At 44.3% G+C, this 18,581-nt stretch carries 13 protein-coding genes and 1 pseudogene; 6 read left to right on the top strand and 8 right to left on the bottom strand.

Features of this window, described 5'->3' with window-relative positions:
• Positions 1 to 270 precede the first annotated feature (270 nt).
• Together H539_RS0108370 and H539_RS0108365 are read right to left on the bottom strand one after the other, a co-directional pair.
• Positions 271 to 3,165 (bottom strand): DEAD/DEAH box helicase, encoded by a 2,895-nt coding sequence (locus H539_RS0108370; protein ID WP_026693136.1) that lies wholly within the window; start codon positions 3,163 to 3,165, stop codon positions 271 to 273.
• Positions 3,155 to 4,768, bottom strand: a complete 1,614-nt coding sequence (locus H539_RS0108365; RefSeq protein ID WP_026693135.1) for a hypothetical protein — start codon at positions 4,766 to 4,768, stop codon at positions 3,155 to 3,157. Before H539_RS0108365 ends, H539_RS0108370 begins: the two co-directional genes overlap by 11 nt.
• A 182-nt stretch (positions 4,769 to 4,950) precedes the next feature.
• Between H539_RS0108365 and H539_RS0108360 the strand changes: the two genes are divergently transcribed.
• Positions 4,951 to 5,331 carry a hypothetical protein gene (locus H539_RS0108360; RefSeq protein WP_155889973.1) on the top strand — a complete coding sequence of 127 codons (381 nt, stop codon included), beginning with the start codon at positions 4,951 to 4,953 and terminating at the stop codon, positions 5,329 to 5,331.
• A 484-nt stretch (positions 5,332 to 5,815) separates the two neighbouring features.
• On the opposite strand, the gene H539_RS0108350 is transcribed toward H539_RS0108360, so the two are convergent.
• Genes H539_RS0108350 through H539_RS0108340 form a run of 3 tightly spaced genes read right to left on the bottom strand, consistent with a single transcriptional unit; the run spans position 5,816 to position 8,645 of the window.
• Positions 5,816 to 7,063, bottom strand: coding sequence for an efflux RND transporter periplasmic adaptor subunit (locus H539_RS0108350; protein WP_026693133.1), 1,248 nt, complete (start codon positions 7,061 to 7,063; stop codon positions 5,816 to 5,818).
• A gap of 14 nt (positions 7,064 to 7,077) precedes the next feature.
• The gene (locus tag H539_RS0108345; protein WP_026693132.1) at positions 7,078 to 7,734 is read right to left on the bottom strand and encodes a hypothetical protein; all 657 of its coding nucleotides are present in this window, start codon (positions 7,732 to 7,734) and stop codon (positions 7,078 to 7,080) included.
• Positions 7,731 to 8,645, bottom strand: a complete 915-nt coding sequence (locus H539_RS0108340) for a helix-turn-helix domain-containing protein (RefSeq protein ID WP_026693131.1) — start codon at positions 8,643 to 8,645, stop codon at positions 7,731 to 7,733. Before H539_RS0108340 ends, H539_RS0108345 begins: the two co-directional genes overlap by 4 nt.
• 752 nt (positions 8,646 to 9,397) lie before the next feature.
• Between H539_RS0108340 and H539_RS0108335 the strand changes: the two genes are divergently transcribed.
• The 5 genes and pseudogenes from H539_RS0108335 (at position 9,398) to H539_RS0108320 (ending at position 14,536) form a co-directional block, all read left to right on the top strand.
• Entirely contained in the window at positions 9,398 to 10,015 is a 618-nt protein-coding gene (locus H539_RS0108335) for a cell wall hydrolase (RefSeq protein ID WP_026693130.1), read from the top strand.
• 540 nt (positions 10,016 to 10,555) lie between these two features.
• Positions 10,556 to 12,766, top strand: coding sequence for an alkaline phosphatase D family protein (locus H539_RS0108330; RefSeq protein ID WP_026693129.1), 2,211 nt, complete (start codon positions 10,556 to 10,558; stop codon positions 12,764 to 12,766).
• 456 nt (positions 12,767 to 13,222) lie between these two features.
• Positions 13,223 to 13,378, top strand: coding sequence for a phage tail assembly chaperone GT (gene gpGT, locus H539_RS33420; RefSeq protein ID WP_425414701.1), 156 nt, complete (start codon positions 13,223 to 13,225; stop codon positions 13,376 to 13,378).
• A 180-nt stretch (positions 13,379 to 13,558) separates the two neighbouring features.
• Positions 13,559 to 13,823 (top strand): annotated as a pseudogene (locus H539_RS32790) (HIT domain-containing protein); the annotation flags it as partial.
• Positions 13,820 to 14,536 carry an alpha/beta hydrolase family protein gene (locus H539_RS0108320; protein ID WP_026693128.1) on the top strand — a complete coding sequence of 239 codons (717 nt, stop codon included), beginning with the start codon at positions 13,820 to 13,822 and terminating at the stop codon, positions 14,534 to 14,536. The pseudogene H539_RS32790 and the gene H539_RS0108320, both read left to right, overlap by 4 nt.
• Positions 14,537 to 14,759: 223 nt before the next feature.
• On the opposite strand, the gene H539_RS0108315 is transcribed toward H539_RS0108320, so the two are convergent.
• The 3 genes from H539_RS0108315 to H539_RS30690 form a co-directional block, all read right to left on the bottom strand.
• Complete coding sequence (locus H539_RS0108315) at positions 14,760 to 17,474, bottom strand: glycoside hydrolase family 70 protein (protein ID WP_035322188.1); 2,715 nt, start codon at positions 17,472 to 17,474, stop codon at positions 14,760 to 14,762.
• Positions 17,475 to 18,103: 629 nt separating this feature from the next.
• Positions 18,104 to 18,271: a hypothetical protein gene (locus tag H539_RS31405; protein ID WP_155889970.1), complete on the bottom strand. Its 168-nt coding sequence runs from the start codon at positions 18,269 to 18,271 to the stop codon at positions 18,104 to 18,106.
• A gap of 26 nt (positions 18,272 to 18,297) precedes the next feature.
• Positions 18,298 to 18,444 carry a TetR/AcrR family transcriptional regulator gene (locus H539_RS30690; protein WP_245602145.1) on the bottom strand — a complete coding sequence of 49 codons (147 nt, stop codon included), beginning with the start codon at positions 18,442 to 18,444 and terminating at the stop codon, positions 18,298 to 18,300.
• Positions 18,445 to 18,581 lie beyond the last annotated feature (137 nt).

The following is an 18,581-nucleotide window of genomic DNA, read 5'->3' as shown; positions in this document are numbered from 1 at the left end:
TCCTACCTAGGGAAACATTTAGTTTATACAAAACAAGCCATCATTTTAAAAGTTATCCTAAAATTAGTGTCCACTTTCTTGACGGAAGTCCAAACTTCCCCTTATTTTTCCTGAAATGGGCTCCATCCAGCAAATAATGGGAAAATCTCCCCTTATTTTGATTTTGCGGGTAACTCAATGTACTCCTAATAAAGAGACTCGCCATCGTTGGCGAGTCTCACATTTCATTTCGGCAAAGCACCTGAAAACGGCCAGCCCTTTCCGATAACACTAAGAAAGAGCAACAAGGTCAAGCAGTTCCTTGTCGGACAGTTCGGTGAGCCAGGTTTCGCCCTTGAGGATTTCTTCGTTCAAGGCCTGCTTTTTCTCAAGCATAGCATCGATTTTTTCCTCGAGTGTCCCTGTGGAGACGAGCTTATGGACATGGACGAACTTCTTCTGGCCGATCCGGTAGGCACGGTCTGTTGCCTGGTTCTCAACGGCCGGGTTCCACCAGCGGTCATAGTGGATGACGTGATTGGCTGCCGTCAGATTGAGCCCTGTTCCGCCAGCCTTTAAGGATAGGATGAAGATCGGGAATTTTCCTTCCTGGAAGTCGGCAATGAGTTCATCCCGTTTGGCCTTCGGCATGCTTCCGTTCAGGAAAGGCACATCCAGGCCGAAGCGTTCCTGCAGCAGATTCTTCATCATTTCTCCCATTCCGATATACTGGGTGAAAATGAGGCAGCTTTCCTTTTGATCCTGGACTGCATCAATCAGCTCGACCAGCTTCTCGAGCTTTCCGGAACGTGCCGCTTCATGCTGCTCCACACCTTCCTTCAGATAGAGAGAAGGATGGTCACAAAGCTGCTTAAGCTTGCCTAATAGAGAAAGGATCATGCCCTTTCTTTCCATCGCAGACAGCTTTTCGATCTGGGAGAAGGTATCCTGGACTAGCTGTTCATACAGGGAAGCCTGCTCGCTTGTCAGTGGAACAAATTCCTTCTGCTCCTGCTTATCCGGAAGATTGAGGGCGACTTCTTTATCCTTTTTGGTCCGCCTTAATAAGAACGGCTGAATCAGATGCTGAAGCTCCTTGATTTTCCCCTGCTGCTGCTCCCGTTCAATGGCACCCACATATTTCTCCTGAAACTGGCCGAGCGTTCCCAGATAGCCTTTGTTGATAAAATCAAAGATGGCCCAGAGCTCGCTCAGACGGTTTTCCATCGGTGTTCCTGTGAGGGCGATGTGGTGCGTACCCTGTAACTTTCTCACAGCCCTGGACTGCTTAGTGCCGGCGTTTTTAATATTCTGCGCTTCATCCAGAATGATGCTCGACCAATGGATGGATTCAAGCTCGGTGGTATCCTGATGGGTGATGCCGTATGAAGTGAGCACCACATCATAATCCTTGACCGTCTCATAAAACTCGGCATCCTTTGGCCGGCTGCTGCCGTAATGCAGATACACCTTCAGGTCGGGAGCAAATCGTTCAAGCTCCCGCTGCCAGTTTCCAAGAACGGATGTCGGGCAGATGATCAGGGATGTATCGAGGGCAGGCTTTCCGTCTGCCTCTTGGCTGTCCCCGCTGCCAGCACTCTTCACTTTCAAGAGATAAGCGATGATCTGAACGGTTTTTCCAAGTCCCATATCATCGGCGAGACAGGCACCAAAGCCATGCTCCCTCAGGAAGTAAAGCCAGCTTAATCCCTGGATCTGGTAAGGCCTCAATGTCCCGTGGAGGTTTTCAGTCGGAGAAACAACCGGAATGGATCTTGTTTCCCTGAGAGAAGACATCAGGCGCTTCAGCTCCATGTTCAGCTCAAACTGGATCCTCAGCATATCATCGTCTTCTCCTGCAGCGTCGTCTTCTTCCTCCGCCGGAGACAGCTCCTGATGAAGGAGATCGCTGAGCTGGAGCCCTTTTTTCTCTGCCTCGTGCATCATATCCTGAATCTGGCGGATAAAGGCGGGATCGAGCTTCACCCATTGCCCCTGTACATAGATGAGGCGCCGCTTTTCTTCAACCATCTTTTGAAACTCGGCTTCTGAAAAGTCGACTCCATTCATGGAGAAGCGCCAGTCGAAATCCATCAGTGCCTGCAGACCGACATAGGAAGGCCCACGCGAGGACGGCGTGCTTTTTACACGTGCCTTCACGCGGAAAGAAGCCTCGCGGATGGCCTGCCACCAGGATGGAAGCAGAATTTCTGCTCCGAGGAAGATCAGCTTTTCACTTTCATTCGTTAAAAAGTCCCAGGCCTCGGCCTCATCCAGTTCGTTGATAAAGGTGCCCTCTGCCCGTAAATAGGGAGCGAGCTTCGCCCAGTCCTCCACTTCCTGCTTTGCTTCATCCAAGAAGGGCTGCCAGCTTTTTGGCGGCTTTTGGCGGCCTTTTCCTGCAAAAGGAAGAATAGTTGTTTCATCTTTTTTGGATCTGAGCATGGTTTCAAGGATCCACGGACCTTCTCCGTTTTCAGGCTCTGTAAGCCGGAGAACGGTCGTGAACGGTTTCGTGTCCTCTTTTGGATTCAGCCATTTTTGCCAGCGCTCGGGAGTGAAGTATGCCTGAAGCTCCTCCGGAGTTGTACTTGCTTCAGAAAATCCCTTGATCGTGGATTGCCAGCGCTCTTCGCTTACCGTCCGCGCTAAGTATTGAGAGGCTGCCGCATTATACCAGTTTTCAAGAAATTCCCGGGCTTTGACGGTCTGTTCCCTGCCGGCATTCATTCCTGCTGCGGCCAAGGGAACGGCCAGCGGCTCCTCGAGAAAGCCTGAATCAAATTCATTCAGAATACCAGGAGGCAGGTCCCAGGCAGGTTCTTCACGCAGAAGGCGCGCAAAATCCGGGACAGGGACTCCCTGCTCGAAGCCTTCCAGCAGGGAATGGGCAGTCGATAGGCAGAAGGAGGCAAAGTCTCCCCAATCCCATTCAATAAAGCTGTTAAAGGTTTCTTTTCCGAACACACTCAGCATGCCCCAGGCATCGACAGGGACACCCGCCAGCTTTTCATAGCCCTTTGTTTCAAGCATCGTCCCGTAGAAGCTGGATTCATCCCAGGTAAAGAACAGCTTCCTTAAGGTCTGGATAGGGATATTATGATGATTTTCATCCCGGCCGGTTATCATAAACTGGCCATCTTTATGCATCTGGACATCTACAAGTATTTTTGATTTATTCCACATGGATCAGCTTACCCCTTTGCAATTCTTCCTGAAAGGCCCGCAGACGCTTGGTAGAGACGGTGAGATGGTTCAAGAAATAAGCCCATCTTTCTTCCTGATCTAATTTTTTATATAAGGTTTTCAGCTTTTTCAAGTAACGGACGGCCGTTTTATAAGCTGGCCGGTTCTTCTGCTCAAGGCTTGTAAAGACCACATGATGATAGAGCGGCAGCAGAAGGGACGGTTCTTCCTTCTGCAGGATCTTGATGGTCTCGTTTGACACCATGCTGAGTCCGTCGCCGGAAATCACCTGGAGCTCGACCCAGCGCCGGTATTCCTTCTGTTCCAGAAGCATCCTCGCATATTCGAGAAAGCTGTAGGGAAGCGTCTCTTTATAAAACCGTTCCAAAAGATCGGACTTCTTGGTCTCCTGGCAGAATACCCTGATCGGCATGGCGAAGGTCCTAACAAAGTCAGACCGCTCATAATAGGAGTGGAGGGCTCCTAAATAGGCTCCAATCCTGTTTATCACATGCTCCACAAAAAAGAGGGTCCGCTTCTCATTGCCCGTCTCGATGGCCCGCTGCAGCCATGAATAGAGAAAAGGGCTGGCTGAAGGGGGCAGTCCATCGATCAGGCTCCGGGCCTCTTCATCTTTACTCAGCAGAAGTGATAGGTGGATGGCTGCAACCTGAAGAGAAAGCTTCTCTATTTCCGAATGAGGCTCATCCAGCTCCGATTGAAGCCGGTCCCATTCAGCGGTGCGCCAGTCCTTGGAATTAAAAAGGTGCCTCCAGAGTGAGCGGTAGAGCTCCAGGCGTTCAAACTGAAGGGGATTGCGGCCGGAGAGAAGCTGCTCAGCTTCATCCTTGATCCCGGCAAGCATTTTATCGAAGGCGAATGGCTGGGACTGTCTTCCGATTGAAAGGACCATATCCTGAAGCTCCTCGGCCAGATCGGCGGCCAGGTCGTGGAAAAAGGAAAGAGAGACCTTTGGGCTCGATTCAGCATTTAAAAGCTTCAGGCATTCCAGAAATACAATATAATTTGTAATAAAGTCATATAAATGCCGCCATTCACGTTCAAGCGGCGCTTTTTCCCTTATGCGCTGATTAAAGCTTGAGAGCATCCGGTCCAGCATATATTCAGGCATGGTTTTATTTTCAAGGATATAGCTCTTAAAGCTGCTCTTCGTGAACTTTTTCCAGGTGGAGTAATCCCGGCTCATGGAGGTCTTCTGCTTCAGTAATTCCTTTGCACTAGTGATCGGAATCACATTGCTTAGCTCCTCGGCAGGAGACTTGGAAGTTCCTTTCCATGAGGACAGCCATGAAATCGCACTTGCCTTCCGGGCATAGGCTGTCAGGAAGACCGCAATCTGGTGCTGGCACATAAAGCCCCAATTACAGGAACAGCTGCTTTCCTGAGGCATGATGCAGTCGAGATACACCTTCTTTGTCCCCTCGTCCTGGACCGTGGCCGTAATTTCCTCGCCAAAATCCGCAAGACGATACACAAGCCCCCGGCTATGCAAAGCAAATCCCTTCTGGACTGCCTCCGCAGCCTCGGCATCATCCCGATCCAAAACCTCCAGCAAAAGCTCCCCAACCTTCAAAACATCCAAACCAAATCCTCCTCACTAGGGGGACTGTCCCCATTTCCTGAGCCAAAAACCCTATGAAACATACTTTTTTATGGGGTCTGACCCTTTTTTTCAAAATGTATTTGTAAAACGTGTATATTCAAAACCAAAAAAGGAGATAAACGAATAACTAGAAAATGCCATGCTGGCATTCCGGTGCACTTATGATCATCTGCGACGAAAATCGCCGTGCCGATCATTTTCTCGATGACAAGGTTCCGAATACGCAGCTGTCGATGCTGCCAGAAGCCAGTGCAATCAAGTCCATTCTCCCCGCGCGAAACCATCAGTGTCCAACCGCACCGGTCATGAAAAAGCTGAACACGAGGTACTTCTTCTATATTAATAGGCGCTACCAACAGGATGGACATGTTTTCCAAGGAAGATACTACGCCGAGATGCTTGGATCCATGGATCAATTCATCCACGAAAAGCCGCCAGTATTTCCAGGATCCGCAGGAAATTACAGGCTCTGCGCAGAGCCGAGGGCAGAAACCAGCTCTGCCGCATCACCCTTTCCCAAATATTTAGTTGAAAATAACTAACCATTCTCTTTTCCAGGGCGCCTGGAACCAGCAAGAAAATGCCGGCATCAGCAGCCGGAGGAAAAGAACGTATTTTTTCATTATACTACATTTTCAACTCCATCCCTATTCAAAAAAACTACGGGAAATAGGGACAGACCCCATAAAAAAGATAGTTAAAATCAAGCGGCACAAGGGTTGAAGGGCAAGGAAATGGGGACAATCTCCATTTCTCGAATTTTTTATGTTTAGACCTGAGGGATCCGGGTATATAGTAGCAAGTGAGTGTTCGGTCTGATGGGCACCAGGATGAAGGCAGGAGGGGTAGTAGTTGAAGTTTGCTTCTTTTAATGGATTATGTGTGAATCAATCGCAGCAAAGGAAGAGGCCTCTCCTTAAAAGTATGGCTTCTCAAAGTGAAAAGCGATTGACCAAAGAATTTCTGGATAAAATGAAACGAGTAAATAAATAAAAATTCCTGAGCAGATGCTGCCCAGGAATTTTTTTATCCATTTTTTACTCCGCTGAAGAAGGACAAGAGCCATTTCTTGCCTTCAAGGAGTTTTTTTAGCCGGGACGCCTGCAGGTCTTCGGCATGAAGCTGGGTAAAGAAGGGCCCTTTATTTTCTACAACCTCTTTGTAATTGGAGGCAGCCGCATCTCCAGACTTCAGACCGGATCTGATTTCCCGCTTGCCATCCACTGTAAATCCGGGCTCCACCTGCCTTTTATGCAGAAGACCGTCCGATCCGAGCGCAAATACATAATAACGCTCCTTTTCCTTCAGGAGAGCTTCCTCTGGTACAACGACAGCTCCCTTAGCCTCTTTTGTTATGATCTGCACATCCACATGGGAGCCGGCAAGCGCGAAAGGCTTCTGCTTGGCAATGGAAGTCTGGAACGCATAAGAGCTTTTAGATTTCACCTCAGGCTTTTTTTCAGGAAAGTTAGAAGCAGCCGTGATCTCGCCAGCTGATTCATGATTGCCCCTCTGGGACAGGATCCGCACCTCCATGCCTTCCTTGACATCCTGCCTGTTCTTTTCTGACAGTGAGCCGGCAACTGCCGTTTTTATGGAGCTGATGGTAATAAGCGGATTCTTCAGGCTCTGCTTTATATCCGAAACATAACCGTCCACTTCACTTTCGACACTCACCTCTGAGCTGTCAGTGCTTAAGGAGGACAGCTGGCTGTCAATGGCCGACACCCTTGCCTGCATCCGGGACTGATCGGCTTCCAGGCTGTAAAGATCTTTTTCAAGCTCGAAAATTTTTAAATCATTTGGGCTGGTTTGATCCTTGGCCGCCGGGTCAGCTGCTGCAGCATACGTATCGGTGCTGGAAGTTTCGAGACTGCTTTTATAGCTAGTCAGGCTGTCGATATGCTCTTTGATGCTCTGTAATTCTCCTTCAGCCGCAGACTTCTGCGACTCCAGCTGCTGCTGGAGCTCCTCGTGATCCTGAGGAACGAATGTGTAAAGCGGAGTCCCGGCCGTTACCTGGTCTCCTTTTTTAACAAGGAATTTTTGAAAGGTCCCTTTCTTGGGATCATGGTGTACATACTGTTCTTCTTCCGGAATGACGACCCCGGATGCCGGAAGCTCCTTTCGCAGCGTCTGCTTTTTGGCAGCCTGCCATTTATTGAGATAGGAGGTCCGCTTGATTTTATTATCATCTTTAAAAATAAGAAAAAGATTAAGTGCTATGAATGTAGCTGCCAGAATGGAAACTGCCGCAATGGCTTTTTTGTTCATGGCGGAGCCCTCCTCTACAGAAATTTGGCCAGATTAATAGAAAGTAAAATTGCTTCAATGATCCAGAACAAGACATGCAGAACAAGAACCCATATTGTAATGATGCCTGTCCTCTTTTGGGTCAAAGCGCGGAACATATAAATCTGGAACACGATTGCCGCTGCCTGAAAAAGGGAGATCTGGCCAAGAAAGTACAAGACGGGCTCGTAATTCGTAAGATAATGGCCGATGACTCCGAGAGAAAAAGGGGAAGCCGACACCGGGATCCCTCCCAGAGTACCCATCAGGGTGGAGACGGCTTTGCCCGCAAGACTGATCACGAGCACGATCAGCTGGACCGCCAGTATTTTGTGAAAATCAATTTCAAATAATATGTGAAAAAACAAACCAAAAAAGTAAAGAATGATAAGTGCATAAAACAGTCCGGATAGAAATTGGCCGCCCAGAAAAAACAATTTAATTCCTTCATAGTCGGCAGGACTCCATACAGCAGCCTTTCCGGATAAATGCTCAGAGCCGACTCCTAAAAAACCGCTCAGAGAAAATAAAAATAAACTTGATATAAAGGCCAGGACCACCCGCAGCGGCAGCCCGCTGACAGCTTCAGCTTCAGCCAATTCATTTCTTAGCTTTGCCGGATGCAGCAAGCCATCAAAGATACGAAAGATCATGAACCCGTTCCTCCAGTTGAATGAGGACCAGCCTCATTTTGTAATCTCTCCATTTTTTCACGTATGTAGGGTATTTGCCTGGTTTGCTTCTGAAGCGTGAATATCCGCACAGCCTTTTCGTAATATCGGAAAGCCTCCCTGGCTTGTCCCATGAACTCATAGTTATAGCCGATATTATAATGAAGCTCGCCAAGCAAAAACATATTATCATGCTGAATCAGCCATTCAATTGCCTGCCGGCAGCATTGAATCGATTCCTCATAATGGGAAGCACAGGTCAGCGCGTTGGAATAATTAAAGCAGAGCGAAGGCAGGATCGACTGGCTTTCAATATTCATTTTATTGGTTACATAGGCAAGGGTCTTCCTGAATACTTCAATTGCCTCATCAAGCCGGTTTTCCCCGCTGTAGATTGAGCCGATTGAAATCACAATCGCAAGCTCGGTCTCAGTCCAGATATTGTCCTTTTTATGTGTGATAGCAAGTGCCTGCTTTAGGGTCCCAAGGGCTTTGTCTGTGTTCTTATCAAGCTTATACTCAAAAATTCCTTTGTGCCAGAGTAAAAACTGCCGATTTTCCTGATTGTTCATGAAAATGGGATTCGAAAGCTCTGCCCTCACAAGATCTTTGATCAGCTGATAATCTTCATTTCTCCGCGCTGCCTTTAGCTGGCTCTTAACTTCATCCACATAATCCTGCCGCTGGGTGATGCCTCCTTCAAAAAAATAATTCAGGTCAAGCCCCAGTCTCTTTGTAATTTGATAAAGGGTAGGAGCGGAAGGATATACCTCGCCCTTTTCGATTTTGCTGATTTGCGCCTGGCTGCAAATTCCCGCGCAGACTTCTTTCTGGGACATTCCCAGCTGCAATCGGACCTCTCTGATTTTCTGTCCGATCAAGGAAAAGTCCATCTGAAGCTCCTCCTTCGAAATATTCATATAATTATACATTAGTAGCAAACACCAAATAAACTACTTAAAAACAAGAGTATTAACGAATTAATCCTATTATGCGGGGATTAAGCAGGTTTTGAGACTTTATGAAAATATGATTAAATATCTGTAATGACTTATAATTTCTGGTTAACAAGGAAAAGAACTGAATTTTTACTCTTTCTTCCATGTTAATATAATCCATTGCCTATGAAAAGCAGGACTACTTGAGAAATCAAAGTCAGCCGAATTGCACGATTCAGTAATTCTTCAACCCTAAGTTTTAGTACTCGACAAATGGACCGGGTGACACCGGCTCCAATTGCCCGCAGGAACCTCCTGCGGGATTTTTTTGTGCCTGTTGGGAAATGGGACCTGAATCCATTTCCCAACAGGCAGGAAAAGTAATTAAAAGGTCGGTATAACATTATATAAAATTCACTCTTCGTATGTTGCTTCTAGATTAATGGGTCAGCCCGTTCTAAAGGTGGATGGGCGCATCTTTAGGCACCGGGTTGATTATGCCGAAAAACTAACCGAGTCTCTTCTGGCAGTGTAGTAGAGGGTTCGCTGTTGGTTATGAAGGATATTTTTTGTAAAACTATGAATTTAAACCTGGTAAAATATTACCCTTTTAATTAAATTTGTTTAAAAAAAATAGCACAGGGAAACTACCTCAAGGAAAGGGGAGTATACATACTTAAAGGTATTACAATAACAAGGAGGACATAATGAAGCTTTTAAAAAATTTGATTTGCCTTGGGGTTTTTGTTTTAAGTTTTAGTTTCTCACTTAGGGCAGCTGAAGCGGCACAGTTATCTGTTGGTTCAACTGGGGAACAGGTTATACATACTCAGACAATTTTAAAGGAAATGGGTTATTTTAATTCTCATGTTACAGGCTATTATGGCCCTGTTACAGAAAATGCAGTGAAAAGATTCCAAAAGGATTTTAATATTGAGGCACTTGGAATGGTAGGTCCTAAAACATCAAAAAGATTTGAGGACATCAACATGATGGCACATGTTGTTTATGGAGAGGCACGTGGTGAAAGCTACGAAGGGCAGGTAGCAGTAGCTTCTGTCATTTTGAATCGAGTCCAATCAAATATGTTTCCTGATACCATATCAGAGGTTATTTTCCAAAGGAATGCTATTTCCGCAGTACAGGATGGCCAGTACTTTTTAACCCCTGATTCTTCAGCATACCAGGCAGCAAGGGATGCATACCTTGGGTGGGATCCGAGCCGTGGTGCGTTGTATTACTATAACCCGCGTCTTGCCAGTGATAACTGGATTTTCTCCCGTCATGTTATCAGGCAAATCGGAAGCCATTCATTTGCTATATAAAGATTAATTAATGGAAAGGGCTCCCATAGGAGCCTTTTTTACATTGTTTTATAGGTTTAGTGAGAATAAGAAGGGTGACAAGTTGGAGTATTGGTATAAATAGTTCTGGGAAAAGTGATTATATGTCGAGCCTTATACTGGATTCGGCAGGAAGAATAAATATTCAAATTGTAAAAGGCCATCCTGAAGCTACTAATTCACCACTTGCTTTTGGAAGATAGATACCAATCATAATGGACAAAGTCTCAACGGGTCAATCGCCCTATCATTCCTTCGCCATGTGAGGTTTATGATTGGAATGTACTGAATACAAAAACAGTTAGATGTGTATGATGATATTCCCCTTACCATAAGTGACTGTAAAAAATCGTTAATTGGGCATTTTGTCTTAGGAGAATAAATCTATCTTTCATTTGTAAACTAAGCGAAAAGTTTGATATTCCAGGATTTTACTAAAAGTTAGTATTCTTGTAAACAAAACTTAACGTTTCCCCTGTAGTTTAAAGTACGAAAGCAAAAATGAACTAGGGGTTGAAAAAAATGAAAAAGAGTTTTATAGCTGGGCTTGCTTGTCTGTCCCTAACAGTATCTTCAGGAGCTTCTATGGCGGTTTTCGCCTCCCCAAGTACAAGCAGCCAAGCAACATCTACGGACAATGGGCAAAGTACGTTACGTCCGATTTCCTCAAATGTTTCCGTCATTGCCCAACGGGGTGCATCCGCCTTTGGCCCAGAAAATACATATGCAGCCTTCAAGCAGGCAATTAATAGGCATGCAGATTACGTTGAACTGAATTTTCGAATGACGAAGGATGGCCACTTAATTTTGATGAATGATGATTCTCTAGCGGCAACAACAAATGCGAAGCAACTTTATCCAGACCGTGCACCTTGGCTGGTGAAAGATTTCACGCTGGAAGAAATTAAACGTCTGGATGCAAGCGGGGCACGTCATGAGGATAAAGAAAAGGAATATAAAGGACATCGTGTGCTCACTCTGGAAGAAGCGATTCAATTTGTAAAAGAAAAGGGTCATGGAAAAGTTGGCCTTTATATTGAAACAAAAGCACCAAATGTTGATCCTGGAATGGAAGAGAAACTTGTTGAGACTTTGAAAAAATATAATGCCCTCAATAACAAGAATCTTGTTTTTGAATCATTCAGTGAGGACAGCCTTCGTAAGTTGCAATCCCTGGCACCGGATGTAAAACGGATTCAGCTATATACGGCGGATATGCTGCAAGGTAAAGATGTATTCCAGGAATTCAAGCGGATTTCTGATTACGCAGCAGGTGTAGGACCAAGTCAAGATTTGGTCGTTCCAACCTTCATGGAAGCTGCCCACGAAAACCATCTTCTCGTTCAGCCGCGGACAGTAAATACACAGGATGATATGGTTTCCATGCTTTCTCTTGGTGTTGATGGAGAGTTCACGAGCAATCCTGGCCAGCTTGCAGATCTAATGGAAAAGCCTTTTATTTCACATGGGGTTGCAAGCGGTGATGTAACGGATTCTTCTGCCACACTATGGGCACGCACGAATGGCCCGGCCAAAGTGCAATTTGAAATTTCAACCGATAGCAGTTTTAGACATCCAATCGTAAAAACCGGCCTTGCACGATCGGAACAAGATTACACTGTCCATATGAAGGTCGATGGATTACAGGCAGATACGACTTATTATTATCGTGCACATGCCCTATCCAGTGACTATTCGGTGAAGGGATCATTTAAAACAGTGCCTGAGAAAAACAGTCTAAAACCAGTAACGATGGTCTGGGGCGGAGACACTGGCGGTCAGGGACAAATTCCGCCGTACAAATCGTTCCAGGCAATGTCTGCATTAAATCCGGATTACTTCCTGTTCCTCGGGGATAGCATCTATGCCGACAATAAGACACCGGCTGTTCCTAACCCTCCTTCCCAAACCGTACAGGATTACTGGGCAAAATATAAAGAGAATCGTACAGATGCAGGCTTACGCAGTCTTTTACAGAAAGCAGGAACGTATGCCATTTGGGATGATCATGAAGTGACCAATGACTTTTCTGGCCCCTCCCAACCGCTGACTCCAACCGGTTTGCGTGCATTTAAGGATTATTGGCCGATTTCAAGTGAACGCAGTGCAGGAGACAAGCTTTATCACAAGTATTCATGGGGCAATACGATGGATATGATCATGCTCAACAACCGCGGGTACCGCTCTCCGAACACCATGGCGGATGGCCCGGATAAAACAATGCTTGGCCAAGAACAGTTAAACTGGCTTGAACAGCAGCTGCTAGACTCAAAGGCTAAGGTGAAATTTGTCGTTACGACAGTGCCAATCTCCATTCCGACAGGAAAGAAAGACGTCAGGGATGGCTGGGCAAATGGAAATAATGCCGACCCTAATGACCCGACAGGATTTGAAAATGAGTTCAAAAAAATCTCGGATTTTATCATTGAAAAAGGAATCAAAAATGTCTATTTCGTCTCAACCGATGTGCATTTTGCCGAAGTGATCAAATACGATGCAAATCATGACGGCAAAACAGATTATCACGAACTGATCAGCGGTCCAATCGGGGCAGTAAAAATCAATCCTCCTGCATTGGATCCTACCTTCGGTCCTGAAAGCTTGTATGCGGAAGGTAATTTCTTCAACTTCGGTGTGTTCCGTGTAGATCCGGCTAAAAATCAAGCAGGCGTGGAAATACGCGATGAAAACGGAAAGGTTCATTACAGCCAAACGTTCCAACTTGAAAACTAAAAAAATAAAAGGGAGTCTATGGGTGTTGACAAATTAATTTGCCGCAGTTCAGGGCACGAAATAAAGCAAAAATAAGACGGTCCACTATCTATGATAGGGGTGAAGTCTTCTTTTTGCTTTGAACCTTTAATTGTGAACAGCCATTCCAAGCTATGCCCCCCCACAGTTGAATAGACGGTTCGAATGAAAAAACTAAAACCATGGAATCACTTCTATTTTTGAAGATTAAATCCCAGATTTTTAATACAAAAGTATTGTTTCTGACCAAAAAATTGAAGAAAGTGATTGGAGTTTCATTATTCTGGATTGGATGTTCCCAAAACTTGATGGCTTAGAGGTTTCCAGGAGGATTCGAAAACAAAGCAACAAAATGAGGTACTAAAATTCTACAAAGAGCGCCTTTTAAAAGTCCAAATGTTAACTTTTTATAACATATAAAAAAACTAATTATCAAACGTGATCGGCTGGAAGGAACTCAACCTCGATGTAATAAAAAATGGAAAGGATATCAACGAAGTCCTGAATATGCCATACCACTTTGTTATTGAAATCCTCAGAGAGAGAAATAAACCTAAGCGAGAAAGATCCTTAATTACAGCTTTTAGTGGTTAATTTTTACATCAACTTAATTTCTTCTCAATAAACCAGTGTTAAGTTTAGGCTGTAACGAGGCAGGATATTCTGAATAGGATGGTGTTAACATGAGGTTTACAAGAATTGCGGTCAACTTTGTTCTAATCATGTATCACTTCTATTTAGCTTAGATTCTCTTTAATTTCCATTGCTGTCCTTTATCATCATACAAAACCCTGCTGGCCCGTCCACATAGTCGTTATTCCCAAACGGCATATCGCCTCCCTTATCAGAAAAGGATACCCCTCTGCTGATCGAGCTTATGAGGGTGATCCAGGAGACTGCGGAGAAGGTGACCGCCCAGTATGGCGCCTGCCGGGTCCTTACGAATCTCGGAGACTATCAGGATTCCAAGCATCTTCACTGGCATGTGGTTTCAGGCGAGCCACATCCGTACTGTGATGGGAGAAAGAATAGATTATGAGTTTTATACATACTGAAATTGCAGGCATTCCGTGCTTTCATATCCAACCGGAAGGCACAGGCAAGAATGCAATGCTGCTGCTGTATCATGGCTGGGGAACCAGAGCGGAGGATCAGGCGTTTCTTGGGAACCTGCTGGCCAAGTGGGGCTATGAGGTCATCATCCTGGAAATTCTCTATCATGATTCACGCCAGTGCCTGTCCCGGCATTTTAGAAAGGATGTAATGGAGAAGTACTTTTGGAAAACGATTCTGGAAAGCGTGCAGGAAGGGGAAAATCTGGCCAGGCAATTAAAAAAGGAAAAAGAGAGGAAGCTCGTCCTTTTAGGAAGTTCCATGGGAGGCTTCATTGCAAGCGGAGCATTTGCCCAATCGCCTCTATATGATGGGCTTATCAATATCAATGGCTCTTCTGCCTTTGAAGTTTCTGAAAGAATCTTTCAAAACCAAGGATCACAGGCTTATCCTGACCAGGAAGAGATCCGGAAATATGACCCCATTCAATTCCTCCATGAATTGAAGGATAGAAGCATCCTGTTACTTCATGGAAAAGACGATACCTCCATCAATCCGGCAGGTCAGCAAGCTTTTTTTGAAGCAGCCCGAAGAGTAACGAATCAGGTGCAGCTTGAACTGTTTTCAAATGTGAATCACACCATTACATTGGGTATGCTGGAGCATACGCTTGCCTGGCTGGAAGAACATTTTTTTTAAAAGGAAGCGTATTTACAAACCGTCAATCGGCCCAGTACACTATATATACAAAAATCATTCATGTCGAGATGGCCTACATTTAACGAAAAGAAATACAATCTTTATCGTAATTCCGATCAATTCAACAAAAACCCAAAGGTCCTTTTTTCTTTCTATTCCTCGCATTAGTCATAGAAAAGAGCCAAAGAATGTGTTCTTTGGCCCTTTTTAATGGAAATGATCTTTACTTTACAGTAACTGTATATATCTTTGTTACCACATACCCGCCAACCGTCTTATAGCTCGCTGTTACAATTGCTTTGCCTTTGTTTCTTGCTGTAACTTGTCCGGATGAGCTGACCGTCGCGATTTTGGTATTTGATGATTTGTAAGTCACCGATTTAATTTTATCCGTAGAAAGTTTAACGGATATAGTTGCCTTGCTGCCCTTTTTTAAGGTAGCGCTATTATACTTAAGGGTTACAGCATTCGTCTTTACATTCACCTGAACGGTTGTGTAGAGAGTAAAATGATCTGCCGTTGTGACTGTAGCGGAAATAGTCGCTTTTCCTGTTTTCTTGCTTCCTGACACATTCCCAGCGCTGTCAACTGTAGCGATATCCTTGTTGGAAGTGCTGTATTTCGCGGAAGTGATCTTAGATGCTGAATTCTTTAACTGCGGCTGGATTTTTACTTTTTTGCCCTGATACACGTCATAATTGGATTTAGTCCATGAAATTGAAGGAGTTTTATCCTTGGAAGGTGTCCATACTCCGATATAACCTGTAACCTGAGGGTTGCTGGTTCCTTTAACGTGTACAGTCAATACACCTTTGCTGTCAGTCACAAGCTTATTTGTGTCAAATCCTGTTGCATCCTTGAATACCTGATTGGCGTGTTGTGTTCCCATATTTACCTTAATGATGGAATCTGTCTTCGGATTGTTTCCAATTACAGTTGCAATTCCAGTATTCCGGTCTTTGCCATATCGTACACTTGCAATCAAATCCTGGCCGGCTGTCTTAGTCGACGTATTGGTCTGATAAGAAGTGACTGCCTGTTTTCCATACGCATATGCTTTTCTTGCCTTTAGGATGTTCGTGATCGATGTATAATAAGGCGTCTTTTCCTTCATATATGAACTGTTTGTTTTAAACAAGTCCCCATAAAAAACTGTAGGAACGGTATCTTTGTTCGTCAGCAAAAATGCATACTGGCTGACTACGTTGCTCTGAGTATATTTTTTTACGATTTGTTTCATATCTTCATTATACATATTCAGGGCTTTTGTTTCGTTTTCCTTTGTATATAACGCATCCAGTGCTTTTTCCTGGCCTGGTGCATATTTTTGGTCAGGTTTAATGCCTGTTAGTCCAAGTATAATATTGTTAACACGATTTTTTTCCTGGTCATGGTTATTTACAAAAGACCAGTTCGGTGTCGGATCTACAATACTAGAGGCAGTTCGATTGACAACTGAATTAGAAGCGATCGTTTTTAATGCTCCCGGCTTATTTGTACCCCTGGCCAAGGCATTCTGTAATGAGTAGTATAAATTGTGGTCCATGACCAGCTGCCCATTACCATATTCCTTTTCAAATTGATTCTGGACATTCGAATAAGATTCTATATAGCTCAAATGATTATTTTGGTCCGATCCAAAATGATCTTTCTTAACATCCATTTCATCAAGCAGGACCTGCTTATCATAGTGGCTCGCTGCATCTATCCTAAATCCGTCGAATTTATAGGTATCGATTAACCAATTCATCCAGTTAATTTGTTCTTTTTGCACGGTCGGATTAGAATTGTCAATATCCATTCCCACTAAGAACTCGTTATTATTTCCGATGGTCCGATTAATGCCATGATTGGTCAGTCCATTTTCACCTACAAAAAGGAACTGGTCCATGCCGTCTATGCCTGAATTGTCATTTTGATAGGATCTGTCTTCAGAACCATATCCGTAAGCTGGCTTTGATTGGATATACGCGTCGGTCTTTTTCGCAATGTCACCATTATCTCCCTCAATAATGGAATCAATTGTCTCGTATCCATGTTCCTTCATATAGGCCTGGTAATCAGCACTGTAACGAGTCAGCATAGGTTTCCAGTATTGATCTGATGTTGCTGCATCTTTAGCAGCATACCAGCCATCAATCGATAAGTATCCATCCACATTATTTATTTTCCCTACATCGCCGGCTTCACTTAACCAATCAGGAAGATAATTATCACTCTTGCCAGGTCCTAAGTAGCGATATGGTGTACCATTTTCATCCGTCATGATCCGGCCCATTCCCTGACCTTGAAGCGATGTGCCATTGAAATAGTTTTTATTCCATTGTTTAATATACCCGTACTTCTGCTGCCCCTGGCCGCCTCCCTTAGTATAGGCTAAGTAAAGATCAGCACGGATTTTTGAGTAATTCCCGGTCATGAAAGGATTTCTGAACAGATTTCCATTATTGTCAGTGCGTCTTACAAGAACTGCTTCCCGGTCTGTTAGTCCAAGCATCTGGTTAGGGACTAAATCTTCCTGCACTTTGAGCCCCTTCGTATGCAATGTGTTTAAAACACTCTTTAACTCTTCACTAGTACCATATTTTGTTGCTGTTGTACCATTTGGCCCCTGATTAAATTCCCCTAAGTCATAGCGGTCACTGATTGCATATCCTTCCATGTAGCGCGCCATACCAAAGGAACGGTAGGCCGGCGGCATCCAAACATCTGTGACGCCCCATTCTTTTAACAAATCGCCTTTTTGTGACAATTCCTTATACATATTGCTTTCGTAAGGCTGATATAAGCTAAAACTTTGAAAAATCACACGGTTATCCAGAGTCTCGCTGGAAGTATAGGCTTTCGCTTTAGAAGGTGTGAACTGAAAACTTGCTGCTGTCAACAATGAAATCGTACCAATGATTAAACCTTTTTTAAAGTGGTTCTTTTTAAACATGTTTCTCCTCCATATTGTAATATCCCGATAGATAATTCGACCCACAAGAATAATTTGTCATAAAAACAACATTCAAATTGTACTATCACTAAGAGCCTATAGTAAAGTAATTTTTTTACATTTAATCTATTTTTTTAGTAAAATAGTAAAAATGACCTAAAATAAAATCTGTAGGTTTGTTAATCCACATGTGTTTAACCAGCCAAGACTCCAAGTATTAAAAACGAAGACGGAAAGCACTTACAATACTGTTGTTTCCGGTTATACAATCTATCAAGATTTCATCCGACTTGCCCTGCTCTTAATCTTTCCTATTGAAAATTAAGCCGTTAGCACAATTCTTGAAAATCTCTCTTATGGTGTTTTGTAACCCTTTTGGATTCTACGTACTATAAGAGGCACAAATTAGAAGAAGACTCCGCAATCCAAGTCTTTTACTTGGGAAGTAATCGGGAAATGGGGACAGTCCCCCTATGATCAGCCGGAAGATGTCCTCCGCCTCAAAGGAGTCCTCTTCAGGGATAGAATTTACTTGACCCGGAGGCCATAGGAGAAGGTCAAAAGCAGGGCTGCCATTTTTTCAACATTTAGATCTTTGGGAATAACGCCGCGCTGCTGGCCGTTTCGATTCACTGTCTGGCGATGCCCCTGCTGAACTGGTAGATGGAATTCGGAATGTCTTTTACCTTTTCACTATCCAGACTCAACAGGTAGACGAGGATCAAGCTGGTGACATCATCAGGCTTGCCTTCCATAAGAATGATCAGTGACCAGCTGGAACTTTCTCGCGGCTTCACCCTCTTTTTTCGGCTTCCAGATGGAACTAGTTGTTAATTTCCTGCAATTTATTCTGAAAAATCAGCCCGAAAAGCTCGTCCTTGCTGCTCACATAGTGATAAATGGCACCTTTAGACAGGCCGGACGCCTTAATTATTTCCTGAAGGGTCGTGTTCTTACAGCCTATTTCCAAAATAGTTTCTCTGTAACGGATAAGATGTGCTGAAAGCTGGGATTATCGTATATCGTTGCAGTAGTCACAGAAACCTGCTCCATTCTTATTGTATTTCAGATGCTGTTATAGCCTGGCCGCTGCACTCTTTCGATACA

Source organism: Peribacillus kribbensis DSM 17871, assembly GCF_000430765.1.
Lineage (GTDB): Bacteria > Bacillota > Bacilli > Bacillales > DSM-1321 > Paraperibacillus > Paraperibacillus kribbensis.
This window is presented reverse-complemented; position numbering and strand designations above follow the sequence as displayed.